This is a genomic window from Micromonospora sp. RTBAU3-60 (genome assembly GCF_054963695.1).
Genome location: NZ_JBUEGB010000024.1, coordinates 23923 through 43736 on the forward strand (window position 1 = coordinate 23923; position 19814 = coordinate 43736).

The 19814-nt window shown below is 74.0% G+C and carries 17 protein-coding genes; 9 read left to right on the forward strand and 8 right to left on the reverse strand.

The window, feature by feature from the left end; all coding sequences use genetic code 11:
* Nucleotides 1–60: 60 nt before the first annotated feature.
* A complete protein-coding gene (locus tag ACY34I_RS22730; protein ID WP_462757093.1) occupies nucleotides 61–549 on the forward strand; it encodes a hypothetical protein in 489 nt (162 codons plus the stop codon).
* A gap of 290 nt (nucleotides 550–839) precedes the next feature.
* Here the strand turns inward: ACY34I_RS22730 and ychF are convergent, their stop codons facing one another.
* The gene (gene ychF, locus ACY34I_RS22735; protein ID WP_462757094.1) at nucleotides 840–1925 is read right to left on the reverse strand and encodes a redox-regulated ATPase YchF; all 1086 of its coding nucleotides are present in this window, start codon (nucleotides 1923–1925) and stop codon (nucleotides 840–842) included.
* A 104-nt stretch (nucleotides 1926–2029) separates the two neighbouring features.
* Between ychF and ACY34I_RS22740 the strand changes: the two genes are divergently transcribed.
* Nucleotides 2030–2590, forward strand: coding sequence for an exonuclease (locus ACY34I_RS22740; RefSeq protein ID WP_462757095.1), 561 nt, complete (start codon nucleotides 2030–2032; stop codon nucleotides 2588–2590).
* Here the strand turns inward: ACY34I_RS22740 and ACY34I_RS22745 are convergent.
* Nucleotides 2578–3324, reverse strand: coding sequence for a Type 1 glutamine amidotransferase-like domain-containing protein (locus ACY34I_RS22745; protein ID WP_148793663.1), 747 nt, complete (start codon nucleotides 3322–3324; stop codon nucleotides 2578–2580). The genes ACY34I_RS22740 and ACY34I_RS22745 overlap by 13 nt on opposite strands.
* 76 nt (nucleotides 3325–3400) lie before the next feature.
* Nucleotides 3401–3898 carry a MarR family winged helix-turn-helix transcriptional regulator gene (locus ACY34I_RS22750; RefSeq protein WP_462757096.1) on the reverse strand — a complete coding sequence of 166 codons (498 nt, stop codon included), beginning with the start codon at nucleotides 3896–3898 and terminating at the stop codon, nucleotides 3401–3403.
* A 93-nt stretch (nucleotides 3899–3991) separates the two neighbouring features.
* On the opposite strand from ACY34I_RS22750, the gene ACY34I_RS22755 reads away from it, so the two are divergent.
* Complete coding sequence (locus ACY34I_RS22755) at nucleotides 3992–4993, forward strand: EamA family transporter (protein WP_462757097.1); 1002 nt, start codon at nucleotides 3992–3994, stop codon at nucleotides 4991–4993.
* On the opposite strand, the gene ACY34I_RS22760 is transcribed toward ACY34I_RS22755, so the two are convergent.
* Nucleotides 4896–5351 (reverse strand): hypothetical protein, encoded by a 456-nt coding sequence (locus tag ACY34I_RS22760; protein WP_187413290.1) that lies wholly within the window; start codon nucleotides 5349–5351, stop codon nucleotides 4896–4898. The genes ACY34I_RS22755 and ACY34I_RS22760 overlap by 98 nt on opposite strands.
* Nucleotides 5352–5806: 455 nt before the next feature.
* On the opposite strand from ACY34I_RS22760, the gene ACY34I_RS22765 reads away from it, so the two are divergent.
* The 6 genes from ACY34I_RS22765 (at nucleotide 5807) to valS (ending at nucleotide 16073) form a co-directional block, all read left to right on the forward strand.
* Nucleotides 5807–7309 carry a DNA-3-methyladenine glycosylase 2 family protein gene (locus ACY34I_RS22765; protein ID WP_462757098.1) on the forward strand — a complete coding sequence of 501 codons (1503 nt, stop codon included), beginning with the start codon at nucleotides 5807–5809 and terminating at the stop codon, nucleotides 7307–7309.
* On the forward strand, nucleotides 7306–7818 hold the full coding sequence (locus ACY34I_RS22770; RefSeq protein WP_462757099.1) for a methylated-DNA--[protein]-cysteine S-methyltransferase: 513 nt from the start codon (nucleotides 7306–7308) through the stop codon (nucleotides 7816–7818). The genes ACY34I_RS22765 and ACY34I_RS22770 overlap by 4 nt, the downstream gene beginning before the upstream one ends.
* A 37-nt stretch (nucleotides 7819–7855) precedes the next feature.
* Nucleotides 7856–9658 carry an ABC transporter ATP-binding protein gene (locus ACY34I_RS22775; protein WP_462757100.1) on the forward strand — a complete coding sequence of 601 codons (1803 nt, stop codon included), beginning with the start codon at nucleotides 7856–7858 and terminating at the stop codon, nucleotides 9656–9658.
* Nucleotides 9655–11598 (forward strand): ABC transporter ATP-binding protein, encoded by a 1944-nt coding sequence (locus tag ACY34I_RS22780; protein ID WP_462757101.1) that lies wholly within the window; start codon nucleotides 9655–9657, stop codon nucleotides 11596–11598. The genes ACY34I_RS22775 and ACY34I_RS22780 overlap by 4 nt, the downstream gene beginning before the upstream one ends.
* A gap of 176 nt (nucleotides 11599–11774) precedes the next feature.
* Entirely contained in the window at nucleotides 11775–13316 is a 1542-nt protein-coding gene (locus ACY34I_RS22785; protein ID WP_462757102.1) for a S1 family peptidase, read from the forward strand.
* A gap of 138 nt (nucleotides 13317–13454) precedes the next feature.
* Nucleotides 13455–16073: a valine--tRNA ligase gene (gene valS / locus ACY34I_RS22790; RefSeq protein ID WP_462757103.1), complete on the forward strand. Its 2619-nt coding sequence runs from the start codon at nucleotides 13455–13457 to the stop codon at nucleotides 16071–16073.
* Nucleotides 16074–16273: 200 nt separating this feature from the next.
* Here valS and ACY34I_RS22795 read toward each other — a convergent pair whose 3' ends face one another.
* From ACY34I_RS22795 to ACY34I_RS22810, 4 genes are read right to left on the reverse strand one after another with little or no spacing between them, the layout of a single operon-like run.
* Nucleotides 16274–16984, reverse strand: a complete 711-nt coding sequence (locus tag ACY34I_RS22795; RefSeq protein ID WP_462757104.1) for an ABC transporter permease — start codon at nucleotides 16982–16984, stop codon at nucleotides 16274–16276.
* Between the two features lie 3 nt (nucleotides 16985–16987).
* Nucleotides 16988–17944: an ABC transporter ATP-binding protein gene (locus ACY34I_RS22800; protein WP_462757105.1), complete on the reverse strand. Its 957-nt coding sequence runs from the start codon at nucleotides 17942–17944 to the stop codon at nucleotides 16988–16990.
* On the reverse strand, nucleotides 17941–18822 hold the full coding sequence (locus ACY34I_RS22805) for an ABC transporter permease (protein ID WP_462757106.1): 882 nt from the start codon (nucleotides 18820–18822) through the stop codon (nucleotides 17941–17943). The genes ACY34I_RS22800 and ACY34I_RS22805 overlap by 4 nt, the downstream gene beginning before the upstream one ends.
* Nucleotides 18815–19729 carry an ABC transporter ATP-binding protein gene (locus ACY34I_RS22810; RefSeq protein ID WP_148793652.1) on the reverse strand — a complete coding sequence of 305 codons (915 nt, stop codon included), beginning with the start codon at nucleotides 19727–19729 and terminating at the stop codon, nucleotides 18815–18817. The genes ACY34I_RS22805 and ACY34I_RS22810 overlap by 8 nt, the downstream gene beginning before the upstream one ends.
* Between the last annotated feature and the right edge of the window lie 85 nt (nucleotides 19730–19814).

Here is a 19814-nt window from a genome sequence, read left to right on the forward strand (position 1 = left end):
CCCACTCGCCCGACGACAGAGGGCCGCATCGCGTAGACGTGGATCGGTATGGTGCCTGGCATGGTTCGCACCCGCCACCTCATCGCAGCCGCCGCCCTGCTCCTGGCTCTGCCTGGCTGCGCCAGCGAACCGCAGCCGAAAAGGTCCAACAATGTCGCCCAGCCGCAGTACGCGTCCCCGCTCGGCAGCGCCGCACCGGCCACCAGTGGCCCGCCCGTCGACGGCGGCACCTACGACAGCCCGCTCCTCCTGGTCGACGCGCTCCGCAAGGGCGGCATCGACTGCACCGGCTACTCGGCAATCGCCCAACCGCGAGGCGCAGTCGCCCGCGGCAACTGCCACGTCAATGGCGACGAGTACACCGTCGGCATCTACGCCTCAGCGTCGGATGCCAGGGCCCAGCCCGATATGGAGGCGGAACTGCTGAAGGGTGTGGCACCGGTGGACCTGGTGCTCGGCCGGAACTGGACGGTGGGCTGCCCGGATCAGCAGGCGTGCCAGGCTGTGGCGTCGGTGCTAGGTGGTGAAGTGTTTCACGAGGACGCCTGACTCCGCAGAGCTGCTCGATGCGGCCTCAAGGGGTTACGGGCTGGGCTTCGCCTCCGACGCCCAGCCGGATACCCTCCTGCGGACCCGCTCGGCGCGGCTGCAGCCCGCTCAGGATCGACCGACAGCTCCTCCACCGGATACTGAGCCGCTACCCAAACAAGATCGTCTAGCCGGACGTGTCACCCAGATCCCGAGACTCGGACGCCGGCGGTCGATGAGGCATGGGGTCGTGCCCCCGGTGTGCCCCAGAGCCAGAGCACACCGTCCTGACCTGCGGGAACAGGCCGGATTCAGACGTTGAAGCGGAACTCCACGACGTCGCCGTCCTGCATGACGTACTCCTTGCCCTCGATCCGGACCTTGCCGGCGGCCTTCGCCGCCGCCATCGATCCGGCCGCGACCAGGTCGTCGTAGGAGACCACCTCGGCCTTGATGAAGCCGCGCTGGAAGTCGCTGTGGATGACCCCGGCGGCCTCCGGCGCGGTCGCGCCGACCGGGACGGTCCAGGCCCGCGCCTCCTTGGGGCCGGCCGTCAGGTACGTCTGGAGCCCGAGCGTCCGGAAGCCGACCCGGACGAGCTGGTCCAGGCCCGGCTCGGATTGCCCGATTGACTCCAGCAGCTCGCGGGCCTCCTCCTCGGGCAGGTCCACCAGCTCGGACTCGATCTTGGCGTCCATGAAGACCGCCTCGGCCGGGGCGACCAGGGCGCGCAGCTCGTCGAGGAACTCGGCGTTGCCCAGCTCGGCCTCGTCGACGTTGAAGACGTAGAGGAACGGCTTGGTGGTGAGCAGGTGCAGCTCGCGCAGGTGCTCCAGCTCGACGTTGGCGGCGGCCGCGCCCGCGTACAGGGTGATGCCGCTGTCCAGGACGTCGACCGCCTTCTTGGCGGCCTCGACGGCGGCGGCCCGGTCCTTGCGGAGCTTGGCCTCCTTCTCCAGCCGGGGCAGCGCCTTCTCGAGGGTCTGCAGGTCGGCCAGGATCAGCTCGGTGTTGATCGTCTCGATGTCGTCGGCCGGCGAGACCTTGCCGTCGACGTGCACCACGTTCGGGTCGGAGAAGGCGCGCACCACCTGGCAGATCGCCGTGGCGTCGCGGATGTTGGCCAGGAACGCGTTGCCCCGACCCTGGCCCTTGGAGGCACCCCGCACCAGGCCGGCGATGTCGACGAACGAGACCGGCGCCGGCAGCACCTTCTGCGAAGAGAAGATCTCGGCGAGCCTGGTCAGCCGCTCGTCGGGCAGCCCGACCACGCCGACGTTCGGCTCGATGGTGGCGAAGGGGTAGTTCGCCGCGAGCACGTCGTTCTTGGTCAGCGCGTTGAACAGGGTGCTCTTGCCGACGTTGGGCAGGCCGACGATGCCGATGGTGAGACTCACGACGAGCCAGCTTACGCGGTTCGGCGCCGGTGCCGGACAGGCAGGCCCGCCGCCGACGCGAAAAGGGACGGCGGTCACCGCGGGCGCGTTGCTAGCCTCCGCCGGTGACCTCGCGACTGCCCGAGCTGTACGTCGCCGTCGATGTGGAGGCGGACGGGCCGATCCCCGGGCCGTACAGCATGATCTCGCTGGGCATGGCCGTGGCCGGACGCCCGGACCTCGCCTTCTACACCGAGCTGCGGCCGATCTCGGACGACTTCGTCCCGGCCGCCCTGGCCGTCTCCGGGCTGGACCGGAACCGGCTGCTGCGCGAGGCGCCGAGCGCCGAGGAGGCGATGCGGTCCGCCGCGGCGTGGGTGAACGGGCTGCGCCGGATCGGCCGGCCGGTGTTCCTGGCCGCCCCGGCGGTCTGGGACGGCATGTTCGTGCACTGGTACTTCGTCCGGTTCGTCGGGCACAGCCCGTTCGGCGCCACCGGCTCCGGCGTCGACCTGCGCAGCTACTGGATGGGGCTGACCGGCGTCGAGTGGCGGAACACCCGCAAGGGCATGATCAAGGAGCGGCTCGGCCTGACGGACCTGCCGCACACCCATCACGCCGGGGAGGACGCGGCCGAGCTGGCGCAGGTCTTCGACGCCGTACGCCGCCGGGCTCAGGAGGGCTGAGCGGTCAGCAGCCGGGGCTCGATCCGGGTCTCCCGGACACTGCCGTCCACTTCCCGGGTCACCTTGTAGGCGGCGACGCCCTCCCGGTCCGCCACCGCCTCGGCCAGCCGGGTGCCCCGGTAGACCAGCCCGACCCCGTCGTCGGTGCAGTAGCTGGTGGGCAGCGTGCCGTCGCCGACCAACTTGTGGATCAACGGCCGGCGCTGCTCCTCGCCGTCGTAGTGCACCCCGTTGCCGTACGGGAGCCAGCCCAGGCCGTCGGTGAAGGGCCGCAGGGTCGGGCCGTAGCTGTCGGTGGCCCCGCCGAGGTGCCAGCAGATCGACCCGGCGGAGACGCCGCCCAGCACCACCCCGGCCTGCCAGCACTCGTGCAGGATGTCCTGCAGGCCGTGCACCCGCCACACCGCGCAGAGGTTGGCGACGCTGCCGCCGCCGACCCAGATGAGGTCCTGGGCGAGCAGGTGGGTCCGGATGTCCTCGACGTTGGGCATCGGGAACAGCGCCAGGTGGGAGGGGCGGAACCGGGTGCCGGCAAAGGCCCCGTGGAACACGGTGAACGAGGTGGGCTGGTCACCGACCGCCTGGTTCAGGTAGCAGATCCGCGGCGCGGGGCCGGCCTCCGCCAGCTCGGCCATCAGCTCGAAGATCGGCCCGGGCTGCGCGTCCCACGGCCCGCGGTGGCGGCTGCTGAAGCCCGTACTGGTGGCGACGATGGTCGGTTCGGCGGCCGGCATGCGGTCCTCCCGGTCGGATGGTCTGCGATCTCCGCTCATCCTGCGCCACGGGCCGGGCCGCCCGCAGCCCGGCCCGTCAGCGGCCCGTCTCGGCGGCGGCCAGCAGCGCGCGGAGCAGGTCGCCGAGGCGTTCCTGGTCGGCGGGCGGCAGGGCGTCCAGGAGGCGGCGCTGCACCTCCAGGCCGGCGTCGGCGGACTCCTCGACGACGCGACGGCCGGTGTCGGTCAGGCTGACCCGCAGGCCCCGCCGGTCCTCCGGGTCGGGTGACCGGCGGACCAGCCCGGCCCGCTCCAGCCGGTCCAGCCGCCCGGTCATCCCGCCGGAGGTCAGCATCAGCGAGGCGGCGAGCGCCTTCGGCGCCAGGGTGTACGGCTCGCCGGCACGGCGCAGCGCCGCCAGCACGTCGAACTCGCCCCGGCTGATCCCCCAGCCCGCGTAGACCTTCTCCTGGCTGTCGCCGACCAGGCGGGCCAGCCGGTAGATGCGACCGAAGACCGCCATCGGCTCTGGCCGCATGCCGGCCCGCTCCCGGCGCCACTGCTCGACGATCACGTCCACGTCGTCCGCTGCCACCCACGGATTGTGCCGCACCTCGCACTTCCCTCCTTGACTCGGCACTGATTAGCTTAGCGCTAAGCTACTTAGCAGCGAGAGAAGAGGGCTGTCATGCATCGGCGCTGGACCGACGTCGCGCTCACCGCCGTCGCCCCGACCACCTGGGGCACCACCTACCTGGTCACCGCCGAACTGCTGCCGGCCGACCGGCCGCTCTGGTCCGGCGCGTACCGGGCCCTGCCGGCCGGGCTGCTACTGCTCGCCCTCACCCGCCGCCGACCAAACGGCACCTGGTGGTGGCGGGCCGCCCTGCTCGGCGCGCTCAACATCGGCGCCTTCTTCCCGCTGCTCTTCGTCGCCGCGTACCGGCTGCCCGGCGGCACCGCCGCCGTCCTCGGCGCCACCCAACCGCTGCTGGTCGTCGCGCTCACCGTGGCCGCGCTCGGCGCGCGGCCCGGCCGGCCGGCGCTGCTCGCTGCGCTGGCCGCACCGCTGGGCGTCGCGCTGGTCGTGCTGCGGCCCGGCGCCGGCCTGGACCCGCTCGGCGTGGCCGCCGGGCTCGCCGGCACCGCCGCGATGGCCACCGGGCTGGTGCTCACCCGCCGCTGGGGGCGGCCGGCCGGCGTCAGCACCCTCGCCGCGACGAGCTGGCAGCTGGTCGCCGGCGGCCTGCTGATCCTGCCGGTCGCCGCCGCCGTCGAGGGCGCACCGCCCGTGCTGGACCGGCCCGCCCTGCTCGGGTACGCCTGGCTCGGGCTGATCGGCACCGCCCTGGCGTACGCCCTGTGGTTCCGGGGTGCGGCGCGACTGCCGGTCACCCGGGTGTCGGTGCTGGGCGCGCTCAGCCCGCTGACCGCCGCCACCCTCGGCTGGCTGGTGCTCGGGCAGGCGCTCAGCCTGATCCAGCTCGCCGGCTTCGCGGTGGCGGTCGCCGCGATGGTGCTCGGTCAGCTGCCGGGCCGACCCCGCCCGGTCGAACCGTCGGACCAGCTCACGCCCGGGACCGGTCCGGCGATCAGCCGGCGAGCAGGCGCGGCCACCCCGGCGCCTCGTCGCCCCGATCCGGCAGCGCCCCGGGCGGCAGCTCGGCCGCGGCGGCGAGCGGCAGCGTGAACCGGTGCGCGGCGGCCGGGCCGGCCGCGTACGACTGGTCGAGCAGCCAGCAAACCTCGTCGACCGTCCAGCCCAGCCCGCTCCGGCCGGCGATCTCCCGGACCAGCCGCAGGCCGACCCGGGTGTCGTCGTCGTAGAAGCGCATGCACCAGTGGTGCGCCCACATCCCGAGCGCCCGCAGCCCCGCCGCGTCCAGCGAGCCGGCGAGCCGGCCACACGCGGTCTCGGCGAAGGCGCGCCCCGGGTCGTCGGCCCGGTCCCGTTCGATCGCGCCGTACGCGGCCGGCGCCACCACCCGCATCCGGTCGTAGAAGCCCTGCACCACCGCGCGGTCCAGCCGTATCCGCCCCGACCGCATCAGCGGGCACCTCGCCCGGCCACGCTCGCCATTCCCCGCACCTTTTCTTGAGTTGGTTGGCGGGACCGTACCGACCACTACCGACACTTTCGCCGCCGGAAACCGTTGCCACGTCAGGGATAGCTGGCCTGAGCTGGGACGTCTGTATCGGTGACCGACACGCACGGGCGGTCCCACCCCCCGTCGCCCAGCCCGCGCCCCCGCCCCCTCCACTGCACGCCCCGGCGCCCACCCTCCCCGCCCGCCGCACTCAGGTGCCCGGACCCCCTCGTTCGGCTCGGTCGATCATGAAGTTGACGGCGAAGTGGATCTCCCGGACTGCCGCCAACCTCATGATCAACGGGGCGGGCCTGGACAGAGGGGTCTCCGGGGTCCGGCTGTGGTCAGAAGGGGGTGTACGGCCAGGTCCGAATCCCGCCAGCCGGAGGCTGGACCTGCGAGGCAGGATCGATGGCGTGGAGTTGGACTTCGAACGGTGCTACCGGGCCGTGGACAGCCGTGACCAGCGCTTCGACGGCTGGTTCTACACCGGCGTGACGTCGACCGGGATCTACTGCCGGCCGTCCTGCCCAGCGATGACGCCGAAGCGGCAGAACGTCCGGTTCTTCCCGTCGGCCGCCGCCGCGCAGGGCGCCGGCCTGCGGGCCTGCCGCCGCTGCCGACCCGACGCCGCCCCGGGATCCCCGCAGTGGGACGTCCGGGCGGACGTGGTCGGGCGAGCCATGCGGCTGATCGCGGACGGGGTGGTCGACCGGGACGGCGTACCGGGGCTGGCGGCCCGACTCGGCTACACCGAGCGGCACCTGCACCGGATGCTCCGCGCCGAACTGGGCGCCGGGCCGCTCGCGCTGGCCCGGGCCCAGCGCGCCCAGACCGCCCGGATCCTCATCGAGACCACCGGGCTCGGCCTGGCCGAGGTCGCGTTCGCCGCCGGCTTCGGCAGCGTCCGGCAGTTCAACGACACGGTCCGGGAGGTGTACGGGGCGACGCCGTCCGAGCTGCGGGTCGGCCGGGCGAGACGGCCGGCGGCGAGCGGGGCGGGCACCATCACGCTGCGGCTGGCGTACCGTCCGCCGTTGCACGCGACGGCGCTGCTGGACTTCCTCGCCCGGCGGGCGCTGCCCGGGGTGGAGGAGGTACGCGACGGGACGTACCACCGCGCGCTGCGGCTGCCGCACGGAGCCGCCACCGTCGCGCTGACCCCGGCCGACGGACACGTGGCCGCCACGCTGCGCCTGGCCGACATGCGTGACCTGGCCCCCGCGGTGGCCCGCTGCCGGCGGCTGCTCGACCTGGACGCCGATCCGGTCGCGGCCGACGGCGCCCTGGCCGAGGATCCGGCCCTCGCCCCGGCGGTGGCCGCCGAACCGGGCGTCCGCCTCCCGCACGCCGTGGACGGCTTCGAGATGGCCCTCCGCGCCATCGCCACCCAGCAGATCTCTCTCCGCTCCGCCCGCACCACCCTCACCCACCTCCTGGCGGCGACCACCGCCGACCACCTCGTTGATCATGAAGTTGTTGTCGGCTCGCCCGGCGTGTCGCGACAACAACTTCATGATCAACCCGGGCGGGGGTGGAGGCTGCGGGGGTTTCCCTCGGCGGAGGAGGTGTTGGGGGTTCCGGATGAGGGGTTTCGGATGCCGGGGGCGCGGCGGGAGACGATCCGGGCGGTCGCCCGGGCCGTCGCGGACGGCTCCCTCGACCTGGAGCCGGGCGGGGACCGGGAGGAGGCGGTACGACGACTGACCGCGCTGCCCGGGATCGGCCCCTGGACGGCCGGCTACGTGGCCATGCGCGCCCTCGGCGACCCCGACGTCCTCCTCCCCACCGACCTGGGCGTACGCCGGGGCGCCGCCGCGCTCGGCCTGCCCGATGATCCGAAGACCCTCGACGCGTACGCGGACCGCTGGCGCCCCTGGCGGTCGTACGCCGTGATCCGACTCTGGAGAGCAGCATGACCACACTGGACAGCACCGTCATCGACACGCCCGCCGGCCCGCTGAGTGTCCTCACCGGACCCGACGGGGCGGTACGCGCGGCCGGCTTCACCGCCGAGCCGGCCGGCCTGGTGCCGCTGATGCACCCGAGCCTGCGCGGCGACCTGCGGGACCGGACGGAACTCGGCCCGGTGACCGCCGCCGTCCGCGCCTACCTCGACGGTGACCTGACCGCGATCGACCCGGTCCCCGTGGAGCAGCACACCGGCGGCGTCTTCATGGCGCACGCCTGGCAGGTGCTGCGCGACGTGAAGCCGGGTGAGCCGGTGACGTACACCGGCTTCGCCGAGTTGGCCGGCCGGCCGGCGGCGGTCCGCGCCGCCGCGGCGGCCTGCGCCCGCAACGCGGCCGCCCTCTTCGTCCCCTGCCACCGGGTGCTGCGCACCGACGGCACGCTCGGCGGCTACCGCTGGGGGCTGGACGTGAAGAAGTGGCTTCTCGGGCATGAGGGACGGGTGACGGTTAGCTGACAGCGACACCGTCGCACCCTGCCGCTACCGTCGGGTAGTGCCTGCGCACAGCGACGGCAACCCCTCCACGCCTGACCATCCGCTGCGCAACCTCTGGCGGCTGCGCCCCTACCTGCGGCCCTACGCGGCCGAGTTCGCCTGGCTGCTGCTCGCCGCCCTGGCCGCCACGGCGGCGAGCCTGGCCATACCGCTCGTGGTGCAGCGCGTGGTGGACGGGCCGGTGGCCCGGCACGACGTGGCCGGGCTGTTCCGGCTCGGCGCCCTGGCGCTGCTGCTCGGCGTGGCCGAGGCGGCATTGATCTTCATCCGGCGATGGACCCAGTCGTCGTCCTCGGTCGGCATCGAGGCGGCCATCCGCGCCGACGTCTACGCCCACCTGCAACGGCTCCCGGCCGGCTGCCACGACCGCTGGCAGTCCGGCCAGCTGCTCTCGCGGATCACCAGCGACCTGTCGGTGATCCGCCGGTTCCTCTCCTTCGGCCTGCTCTTCCTGGTCCTCAACCTGGTCACCTACGCCGCCGTGGTGGTGCTGCTGGTCCGGCTGCACCCGTGGCTCGGGCTGCTGGTGGCGGCCAGCGCCGTGCCGCTGTTCCTGATCAGCCGCCGGTTCGCCCGGCACTACCACGCGGCCTCCCGGCAGATGCAGGATCAGCAGGGCGACGTGGCCACGCTGGTCGAGGAGACCGCGCAGGGCCTGCGCACCATGCGGGCGTACGGGCGGGGGCCGGAGCTGGCCGCCCGGTTCGCCGGCGGCGCGCGGCGGCTGCACGACACCGGCATCGGCAAGGCCCGGCTGCTGGCGCGGACCGCCACGCTGTTCGACCTGGTGCCCAACCTGACCCTCGGGGTGGTGCTGGTGGCCGGGGCGGCGGCCGCCGCCCGGGGCGTGCTGACCATCGGCGAGCTGGTCGCCTTCGTCAGCCTCCAGCTCATGCTGGTCTGGCCGGTGCAGTCGCTCGGCTGGATCATCGCGAACGGGCAGGAGGCGGCGACCGCCGCCGACCGGGTCCACGAGGTGCTGGACACCCCACCGACCATCGTGGACGCCCCGCACGCCCGGGCGCTGGACCGCCCCGACGTCCGTGGCCGGCTGCGCTTCGAGCGGGTGACGTTCCGCTATCCCGGCACGGCCGCGCCGGTGCTGCACGAGGTCGACCTGACCGTCGAACCGGGCGAGACGCTCGCCCTGGTCGGGGCCACCGGGTGCGGCAAGAGCACGCTGCTCTCGCTGGTCCCCCGGCTGCACGACGTGACCGGCGGCCGGCTCACCCTCGACGGCCACGACCTGCGCGACCTGCGGCTCGGCTCGCTGCGCCGGCTGGTCGGGATGGCGTTCGAGGAGCCGACCCTGTTCTCCATGTCGGTCTGGGAGAACCTCACGCTGGGCCGGCCGGACGCCGGCGAGGACGAGGTCCGGGCCGCGCTCGCGCTGGCCCAGGCGGAGTTCGCGTACGAGCTGCCGTGGGGACTGGCCACCCGGGTCGGCGAGCAGGGGCTGTCCCTCTCCGGCGGGCAGCGGCAACGGCTGGCGCTGGCCCGGGCGGTGCTCGGGCGCCCCGCGCTGCTGGTCCTCGACGATCCGCTCTCCGCCCTCGACGTGCACACCGAGGCGCTGGTCGAGTCGGCGCTGCGCCGGGTGCTGCGGGACACCACCGCGCTGCTGGTGGTGCACCGTCCCTCCACGGTGGCGCTCGCCGACCGGGTGGCCCTGCTCGCCGACGGTCGGATCGTCGCCGTCGGCACCCACTCCGAACTGCTGGCCGGGGTGCCGGCGTACCGGGCGGTGCTCTCCGCCGAGCCGGAGCGACGGCCGGACGACGCCGGCCTGGTGCGCTCATGAGCGGGGCGGACGGTCCGCTCCGGATACCCCGGCCGCGCCGCGGCGAGAGCGCCGGCCCGGGCCGGACGAGCCCCCGCCCGAGCCGGGGGCGCGACGACGGCCTCGACCTGACCCGGTGGCGCGGGCGGGCCACCGACCCGGACGCCGACCGCAGCCGGGCGGAGGCCGCCACCCCGGAGGCGGTGGCCCGGCTCCGCGCCCGCAGCCGGGCGCTGCTGCGCGGGCTGCTGCGCCCGCACCGGGGCCGGCTCGGCGGTGCCGTGGCGTTGCTGCTGCTCCAGAACGCCGCCGCGATGGCCGGCCCGTACCTGGTCATGCTGGGCATCGATCGGGGCATCGGGCCGCTGCGGGCCGGCGACCCCGCCCCCCTCGTCGCCGTAGCGGCCGCCTTCGCCGTCGCCACCGGCACCGAGTACGCGGCCCGGCGCGGCTTCCTCGCCCTCGCCGCCCGGATCGGCCAGGCCGTCCTGCTCGACCTCCGCCAGCGGGTGTACGGCCACTTCCTCCGCCTCGACGTCGGCTTCCACGAGCGCTACACCTCGGGCCGGATGGTGTCCCGGCTGACCAGCGACCTGGACTCGATCGCCGAACTGGTCGACGGCGGGATCGACAAGCTGGTGATGGCCGCGCTGTCGGTGCTGTCGGTGGCGGGCATCCTGCTCTGGCTGGACCTGCCGCTGGCCGCGGCCACCCTGCTCGCCTTCCCGTTCCTGTTCTGGCTGTCCCGCTGGTTCGCCCGCGCCTCCGCCGGGGCCTACCGGCGGACCCGGGAGGCGGTGGCGCTGGTCATCGTGCATTTCGTCGAGTCGCTGCGCGGCATCCGGGCGGTGCAGGCATACCGGCGGGAGCCGCGCAACCAGCGCATCTTCGCCGCGGTGAACGACGACTACCGGCAGGCCAGCCTGGACGCGTTCCGGCTGATCGCGGTCTACTCGCCGGCCATCCGGATGATCGGCAACCTGACCGTGGCGGTGGTGCTCGGCTACGGCGGCTGGCGGGTGCTGGGTGGCCGGACCGAGGTCGGCGTGCTCGCCGCGTTCCTGCTCTACCTGCGCCGGTTCTTCGAACCGATGGAGGAGCTCAGCCAGTTCTACAACGCGTTGCAGTCGGCCACCGCCGCGCTGGAGAAGCTGGCCGGGGTGCTCGACGAGCGGCCGGCCGTGGCCGAGCCGGAGCGGCCGGTGCCGCTGCCCGCCGGCCCCGGCCGGGGCGCCGTGGTCTTCCGGTCGGTCTCCTTCGGCTACCGGCCGCAGGCGCCGATCCTCACCGGGCTGGAGCTGGCCGTGCCGGCCGGGCAGACCGTCGCGCTGATCGGGCCGACCGGCGCGGGCAAGTCCACCATCGCCAAGCTGGTCGCCCGGTTCCACGACCCGGACGCCGGCACGGTCCGCCTCGACGGGGTCGACCTGCGGGACCTGGCCGACGCCGAGCTGCGCAGGGCGGTCGTGCTGGTGACCCAGGAGAACCACCTGTTCACCGGCTCGGTGGCGGAGAACATCCGGTTCGGCCGCCCGGACGCCGACGACGCGGCCGTGGAGGCCGCCGCCCGGGCCATCGGCGCGCACGACTTCATCGCTGCGCTCCCCGACGGGTACGCCACCGACGTGCACCGGCGCGGCGGCCGGCTCTCCGCCGGGCAGCGGCAGCTGGTCGCGTTCGCCCGGGCGTTCCTGGCCGACCCGCGGGTGCTGATCCTGGACGAGGCGACCTCGTCGCTGGACGTGCCGACCGAACGCCTGGTGCAGCGGGCGCTCGGCAGCATCCTGCGGGACCGCACCGCGCTGGTGATCGCGCACCGGCTCTCCACCGTCGAGATCGCGGACCGGGTGCTGGTGCTCGACGGCGGCCGGATCGTGGAGGACGGCCCCCCGGCCGAGCTGGCCGCGACCGGCGGCCGGTACGCCGCCCTGCACCGCCAGTGGCGTGACTCGCTGATCTGAGCGAGCGCGGGGCCCCGGACCGAGCGGTTCGCGGTTAGACTTCCCGATCATCGATCGGCCCGTCGCCGGGCCGCCCTGGGCGGACCCACCCCCGCGACGTCCCTCGCGCCGATCACCAGCGCCGACACGGGGAGGTCCACGGCGTGCGTATCCGCCGACGGGTTGCTGTTGCCGGAATGGCTGTCGTCTGTGCGGTCGGGGCGACCGCCTTCGCGCTCACCCGGGGCGGCGACGCCGACCGGGCGCCGGTGACCGCGACCGCCGCCGAGCAGCTGGACGTCGCGACCGACGAGCCGGCTGCCGGCGCCCAGGCCGGCCTCGGCAGCCGCGCCACCGGGGGCGACGGCGGTCGTCGCGCACCGTCCACGGGGAACGCCACCGCCCTGGCCGCCCGGCCGGCTCGCGAGGTGGCCCAGGCCGCTCCCGCGTCCGTCGCCTACCTGCGCGAGCGCTACCGCGTCTCCGCCACCGAGGCGGCCCGGCGGCTCGCCCTGCAGGAGTTCTCCGCACCGCTCGCCGAGAAGCTGGCCGGCGAGCACCCCGACACGTACGGCGGCATGTGGCTGGACCAGGCAGCCGGCGGTGTGCTCATGGTCGGCGCCACCGACGCCGCCGCGGTGCGCGCGGCCGTCGCCGGCGCCCCGGACGCCGCGCACGTCCGGGTGGTCCCGGTACGCCACCCGCTGCGGCAGCTCACCGACGCGGCCACCCGGCTCGCCGGCGCGCTCGGCCTGACCGCCGGGGAAGACGTCCTGGTCGACCAGGAGCGCAACGGGATCGTGGTGCTCACCGGAGACCGGATCGCCGCCGACGACCTCCGGCTGCCCGGCGCGCTCGCCGGCGCCGGGGTGCCCGCGACGGCCCGGCCCCGGGTGGCCGGGACCGCGGTGCCGAAGGCGTGCGACCCGCGCTACTGCCCGCAGGCGCCGATGCGGGGCGGGATCCGGCTGGACGTGCCCCGCGACGACGGCACGGTCGGCGGCTGCACCGTCGGCTTCAACGTCCGCTCCCGCACCGGGAAGGCGTACATCCTGACGGCCGGGCACTGCGTCGTCGGCGGGCGGCACACGCAGGTGGACCGGACCTGGCACCAGTTCCTCGGGCCGAAGATCCCGGTCTCGGTCGAGTCGACCGACCCGGTGCTGGCCGAGAACGCCTTCCCCTACGACTACGCGATCATGCCGTACCAGCCCGGGGCGCTGGACCGCTGGGCGTACCAGACGGGCACCACCACCGCCCCCAGCCTGGTCAACTACTGGTGCGTGGCCGACAACCCGCGCTGCACGAGCAGCCGCGACGTGGCGATCACCGGATACGTGGCGTACAGCGCCATCCAGGTCGGCTGGGTGGTCTGCGCGACCGGTTCCGCCTACACGCCGAAGTCCGGCGAGGTCTACGTCGACTCCGGGGCGGGCACCGGCTACCTGCCCGGCACCCGGTGCGGCGAGATCACCGGCAAGGGCGGCGGTGGCATCGACGTACGCGTCTGCGCCCGGCCGGGTGACAGCGGCGGCCCGCTCTTCACCGAGTCCGACGGCAAGGCGCTGGGCATCCTCTCCAACGGCGACCCCGGGCAGGGCCCCTGCACCAACTCGAACGAGCACAACTCGTACGCGCCGGTCTCCACCATCCTGGACCGGGCGAACGCGCGACTCGGCGGTCGGCCCTTCTTCCAGCTCGCCACCCGCGGCCCGCTGCTCGGCCCGATCGCCCGCTGACCACCGTGGCGCGCCGGCGCCGCCGGCGCCGCGGCTCGCTGACCTGACCGGCCGGCCACTCGCTTCGTCCGGACGCGACACGCGCCGGCGAGGGCATAACCCGTGGTCGCCAGGTCACCAGCTGCCTACGATCGGCTGATGACCGATACGGCGAGGACGGCCCGCGCCGGCGTCCCCGAGCGTCCGACCCTGGACGGCATCGAGGAGACCTGGGCGCGCCGCTGGCAGGAGGAGGGCACGTACGCGTTCGACCGCTCGAAGGAGCGGCAGGACGTGTACGCGATCGACACCCCGCCGCCGACCGTATCCGGCGAGCTGCACATGGGACACGTCTTCTCCTACACGCACACCGACACGGTGGCCCGGTTCCAGCGGATGCGCGGCCGGGCGGTGTTCTACCCGATGGGCTGGGACGACAACGGCCTGCCCACCGAGCGGCGGGTGCAGAACGTGTACGCGGTGCGCTGCGATCCGGCCCTGCCGTACGACCCGGAGTGGCAGCCGCCGGCCACGCCGGTGAGCGAGGCGGCCCGCAAGGACCCGGCGCCGATCTCCCGGCGCAACTTCATCGAGCTGTGCGAGCAGCTCACGACCGCCGACGAGCAGGTCTTCGAGGCGCTGTGGCGGCGGCTCGGGCTGTCGGTGGACTGGTCGCTGACCTACACCACGATCGGGCGGGCGGCCCGGGCGGCCAGCCAGCGGGCGTTCCTGCGCAACCTGGCCCGGGGCGAGGCCTACCAGGCGGAGGCGCCGACGCTCTGGGACGTCGGGTTCGCCACCGCCGTCGCCCAGGCGGAGCTGGAGGACCGGGAGCGCCCCGGCGCGTACCACCGGCTGCGCTTCCACGTGCCGGGCGGGCGCGAGGTGCTGATCGACACCACCCGGCCGGAGCTGCTGCCGGCCTGCGTGGCGCTGGTCTGCCACCCCGACGACGAGCGGTATGCGGACCTGGTCGGCGCGTCGGTGCGTACCCCCGTCTTCGGAGTCGAGGTGCCGGTGCGCGCGCACCCGCTCGCGGACCCGGCCAAGGGCACGGGCATCGCGATGGTCTGCACGTTCGGCGACCTGACCGACGTGACCTGGTGGCGGGAGCTGCAGCTGGACACCCGGGTGGTGATCGGCCGGGACGGGCGGCTGCTGCCCGAGCCGCCGGCCGGGGTGCCGGCGGAGCCGTACGCGGCGTTGGCCGGGCAGACCGTCAACGGCGCGCGGCGGACCATCGTGCAGTTGCTGGCCGACGCGGGTGACCTGGCGGGCGAGCCGCGCCCGATCACCCACCCGGTGAAGTTCTACGAGCGCGGCGACCGGCCGCTGGAGATCGTCTCCACCCGGCAGTGGTACCTGCGCAACGGCGGCCGGGATCTCGACCTGCGCGCGGAGCTGCTGGCCCGCGGGCGGGAGCTGCGCTGGGTGCCGGAGCACATGCGGCACCGCTACGAGCACTGGGTGGGCGGCCTGACCGGCGACTGGCTGGTCAGCCGGCAGCGCTTCTTCGGCGTGCCGGTGCCGGTGTGGTACCGGCTCGACAACGCTGGCGAGCCGGACTGGTCCCACCCTCTCACACCGGACGAGTCCAGCCTCCCGGTCGACCCGTCCAGCGAGCCGCCACCCGGCTACCAGGAGGCGCAGCGCGGGCTGCCGGGCGGCTTCGTCGGCGATCCGGACGTGCTGGACACCTGGGCGACCTCGTCGTTGACCCCGCAGATCGTCGGTGGTTGGGAGACCGACCCGGACCTGTTCCGCCGGGTCTTCCCGATGGACCTGCGCCCGCAGGGTCAGGAGATCATCCGGACCTGGCTCTTCGCCACCGTGGTCCGGTCGCACCTGGAGCACGGCGTGCTGCCCTGGCGGGACACGGTGCTCTCCGGCTGGATCCTCGATCCGGACCGCAAGAAGATGTCCAAGTCCAAGGGGAACGTGGTCACCCCGATGGACCTGCTGGTGCAGCACGGCTCCGACGCGGTGCGCTACTGGGCGGCCAACGGCAAGCCCGGGATGGACCTGGCCTTCGACCCGGCGCAGATCAAGGTGGGACGGCGGCTCGCCACCAAGCTGCTCAACGCGTCCCGGTTCGCGCTCGGGTTGGGCGCCGCCGACGCGTTGCGCGCACCGTACGGCAACTCCAGCTCGGCGCGTCTGGCGCCGCGCCGCGACCTGGAGCTGTCGGCCACCGAGCCGCTGGACACCGCCATGCTCGCCGAACTGTCCGGCGTGGTCGGGGCGGCGACGGCGGCCTTCGACGGGTACGACCACACCGCCGCGCTGATGGCGACGGAGGCGTTCTTCTGGCGGTTCTGCGACGACTACATCGAGCTGGTGAAGGAGCGCGCCTACGGTTCCGGGCCGGGGGCGGACTCGGCGCGGGCCGCGCTGGCCACCGCCCTCTCGGTGCAGTTGCGCCTGTTCGCCCCGGTGCTGCCCTTCGTCACCGAGGAGGTCTGGTCCTGGTGGCGGTACGGCTCGGTGCACCGGGCGCCGTGGCCCACCACGTACGAGGTGGGTCGGGCCACCCAGGGACCGGGCGACCCGGAGCTGCTGCGGCTGGCCGCGGACGCGCTGGGCCAGGTGCGCCGGGCCAAGTCGGAACGGAAGCTGTCGATGAAGGCGGACGTGCCGCTGGCCGAGGTGCTCGGCCCGGCCGCCCAGCTCGAACGGCTCACGCTGATCGCCGACGACCTCAAGGCGGCGGGTCGGATCGCCAAGCTCGACTTCCTCCCCGACCGCACCACGGAGCTGGTCGTCGCCTGCGCCTTCTGACCGCGCCACTCCGCCCCGCCCCGCCGCCGACCCGAGATCCGCACCAATTCACGGAAAGAGTGGCCATCAGCACCGCCGAGGCCACTCTTTCCGTGAAGTAGTGGCCTCGGCGGGCGGGGAGGAGACAGGTCCGCCCGCCGAGGGGTGGCCTCGGCGGGCGGACGGCGCCGCCCCGGGGAGGGTGGGGCGGCGGTGCACGGTCAGCTCGTCTCGCCGGCCACGCTGAACGAGCGGAGGCGGTCGATGGCCAGGACCGTGGAGCCGACCACCACCAGGGCGGTGAGGACCGCCGCCAGCGGTACGGAGACGGTGGTGCTGAGCAGCTCGGTGGGGGCAATCCGGTCGGCGAGGGCGATCACCCACTGCTGGATGGAGAGCACCTTGGTGCCGTCCACGAACCGGCCCAGCAGCCCCTCCCAGATCAGCACGTAGACCAGGCCGAGCAGCACCGGCCGCCGGGTCAGCAGGCTGAGCACCAGGAACAGGGCCGAGTACGCCAGCGCGCCCAGCGCCGACGCGGCGGCGAGCCCCAGGCCGAGGCGTACCGAATCGGCGAGCACCCCCGCCACGTAGAGCGGGACGGCGACGGTGGCCGCGCTGACCCCGGTCGCCACGGCGAGCTTGGGCAGCACGATCTGCCAGCGCGGCAGCGGCTTGGTGAGGATGTGCACCACCGTGCCGTCGTCGATCTCGGCGCCGAGCACCCCGGTGCCGACGATCAGCGCGACCACCGGCAGCACCACGGCCAGCCCGAGCCCGACCAGCACCGGTGGGCCCCACTGGCTCGGGTCGACCCCCAACGAACGGGAGACGATCGCGAGCACCAGCAGCAGCGCGGGCAGCGGGAGCAGCAGCAGGAACCGGCGCCGGCCGAACAGCCCGCGCGCGGTGATCCAGGAAACGGTCGACATGGGTCAGCTCCCCACCAGGTAGGAGAAGACGCTCTCCAGCGATTCGTCCTCGGGCGTCAGGGCCCGGACCCGGATGCGCCGGGCCAGCGCGATCTTCGGCAGCGCCCGGGTGAAGGCGCCGTAGTCGCCGGCCCGGACGGTGAGCCCGTCCCGGCCCAGTTCCACCCCGGTGACGGACGACTCGGCCATCAGCGCGACCGCCAGAGCCCGGTCGTCGGTGGAGCGGACCGCGAAGACGTGCGGCCGGTTGGTCATCAGCCGGCGGATGGTCCGGTAGTCGCCGGAGGCGGCCAGCCGCCCGGCCACCATCACCTGGACGGTGCCCGAGACCTGCTCGACCTCCTCCAGGATGTGCGAGCTGAACAGGATGGTCCGGCCGGCGTCGCCGAGGCGGTGCAGCAGGGCCATCATGTGCAGCCGCTGCCGCGGGTCCATCCCGTTGAACGGCTCGTCGAGCAGCAGCACCTGCGGGTCGTGGACCAGCGCGGCGGCCACCCGGGTGCGCTGCCGCATGCCCTTGGAGTAGGTGCCGATCCGCCGGTCCTGCGCGTCGGCCATCTCGACCAGGTCGATGGCCCGGCGGGCCGCGGCCTCCGGGTCGGGCAGCCGGTGCAGCTTCGCGCTGGCCAGCACGAACTCGTACGCGGTGAGGAAGGCGTGCACCGCCTCCCGCTCGCTGACCAGGCCGAGCCGCCGGTAGACGCCGGGGTTGCGCCAGGTCGGCTCCCCGTCGAGGGTGACCGCGCCCCGGGACGGGGCGAGGAAGCCGGCCATCATGTGCAGCAGGGTGGTCTTGCCGGCGCCGTTCGGGCCGAGCAGGCCGGTCACCCCGGGCCCGAGCCGCATGGTGATGTCGTTGACCGCCACCACGTTGCCGTACCAGCGGGAGACCCCGGCCAGGTCGAGGGTGGACGCGGGCGTGGTCGCCGCCGCCTGCGGGCCGGCGCTGATCGTGGTCATCGGGCGGCCACCTTCCGGTATCGCAGCAGGAGCAGGGCGACGCAGCTGGCCACCAGCAGCACGGCGACGGTCACGTAGAGCGGCCCGAAGCCGCCGATCTGATCTTCGGTCTGAGCACCGGGTACGAGCAGGTCGCCGAGGGTGTAAGCGCCGACAGCGTGGATCAGGGCGGTGGGCGAGCCGAGCATGGCCAGTTCGTTGACCGTCCGGGACGGCATGATCGACAGGATGCCGACGATCGGGGCGGTCATCAGGAACACGGCCACGATGCCGCCGGCCGCGAACGCCCGTTTGCCGGTGAGCGAGGCGATCAGCAGCCCGACCGAGGCGAAGACCACCGCCCACAGGGCCGCGTAGAGCAGGCCGGGGAGCAGGTCGCCCAGCTCGGTCCAGACCCCGTGCAGCCCGTCCTTGGTGGTGAACGCGGCGCCGAGGAACATCACCAGCTGCGGCGCGCCCAGCAGCAGCCAGAGCGCGCTGACCAGCGCGCCGAGCTTGGCCAGGGCGTAGTCGCCCCGCGGCAGCGGCCGGGAGAAATAGAGCGGCAGCACGCCGCTGAGCAGGTCGCGGGAGACCAGCTCCGGCCCGACCACCGCGACGAAGAAGATCACCAGCCAGCTCATCGCGTCCGCGAACTGGGCGTACGTCATGACCACCTGGCCGGTCTGGGTCCGGACCGCGGTCAGCCCGGCGGCGACCACCAGCACGATGCCCATGACCAACCAGGGGAAGATCTTCGCCTTGGCGGACCGGCCGAGACCGAACGCGGTCCGCAGGCCGTGCAGGTAGAGCGCGCCGAAGACGTGCCAGCGACCCAGCCGTGGGCCGGTGTAGCGCTGGTAGCCGATGTCGTGGATGACGCCGGTCGGCTCAGACATGGCTGGGCTCCCTCGTGGCGAAGAGTTCGGCCACCCGGTGCCGCCGCTGGTCCAGCCGGTGCAGCGGCAGGTCCAGCTCGGCGACCGCGCCGAGGATCAGGTCGTAGGTGGCGTCGTCGGCGAGCGGGACGAGCAGCAGCCGCCCCTCCCGGGACACCGGCAGGGCGAGCGCGGCGAGCCGGGCGGCCAACTCCTCCGTACCCTCGCTCACCTCGACGGCGAGCACGTCGGTGGCGGAGGTCATCGCGGCCACCCGGTCGGCGCGCAGCAGCCGCCCGCCGTCGATGGCCACGAGGGTGTCGCAGATCCGCTCCACCTCGCCGAGCAGGTGCGAGCAGACCACCACTGAGATGCCGAACTCGGTGCCGATCCGGTGGATCAGAGCAAGCATGGCGTCCCGGCCGGCCGGGTCGAGGCCGTTGGTGGGCTCGTCGAGCAGCAGCAGGTCGGGGTCGTGCACCAGGGCCTGGGCGAGCTTCACCCGCTGCTTCATGCCGGTGGAGTAACCACCGACGGCCCGGTGGCGCTCCTCGTGCAGGCCGACGTGGCGCAGCGCCTCGGAGGCCCGCTCCCGGGCGACCGTCCGCGGCAGGCCGCTGATCCGACCCAGGTGGGTGACCAGCTCGGCGGCGGACAGGTCGGGCGGGAGGGCGTCGTGTTCGGGCATGTAGCCGACCCGGGCGCGGACCGCGGCCGGGTCGGTGGTGGGGTCGAGGCCGAGCACGGAGACCCGGCCACTGGTCGGGGCGAGCAGGCCCAGCAGGATCTTGATCAGGGTTGACTTGCCGGCGCCGTTGGCGCCGACCAGCCCGATGATCCCCGGCTCGACCGACACCGTGAGGTCGGCCAACGCGGTGACCCGGCCTCCGTACGTCTTGGTCAGCGACTCGGTCGCGAGCAGTGTCACGACGCCCAGCGTAGGAAGTGGAAGCCGCTGCGGGTATCGGGAAACGCTCGGGGATGCCCCTGATTCCACCGTACGGTCGGTAAGG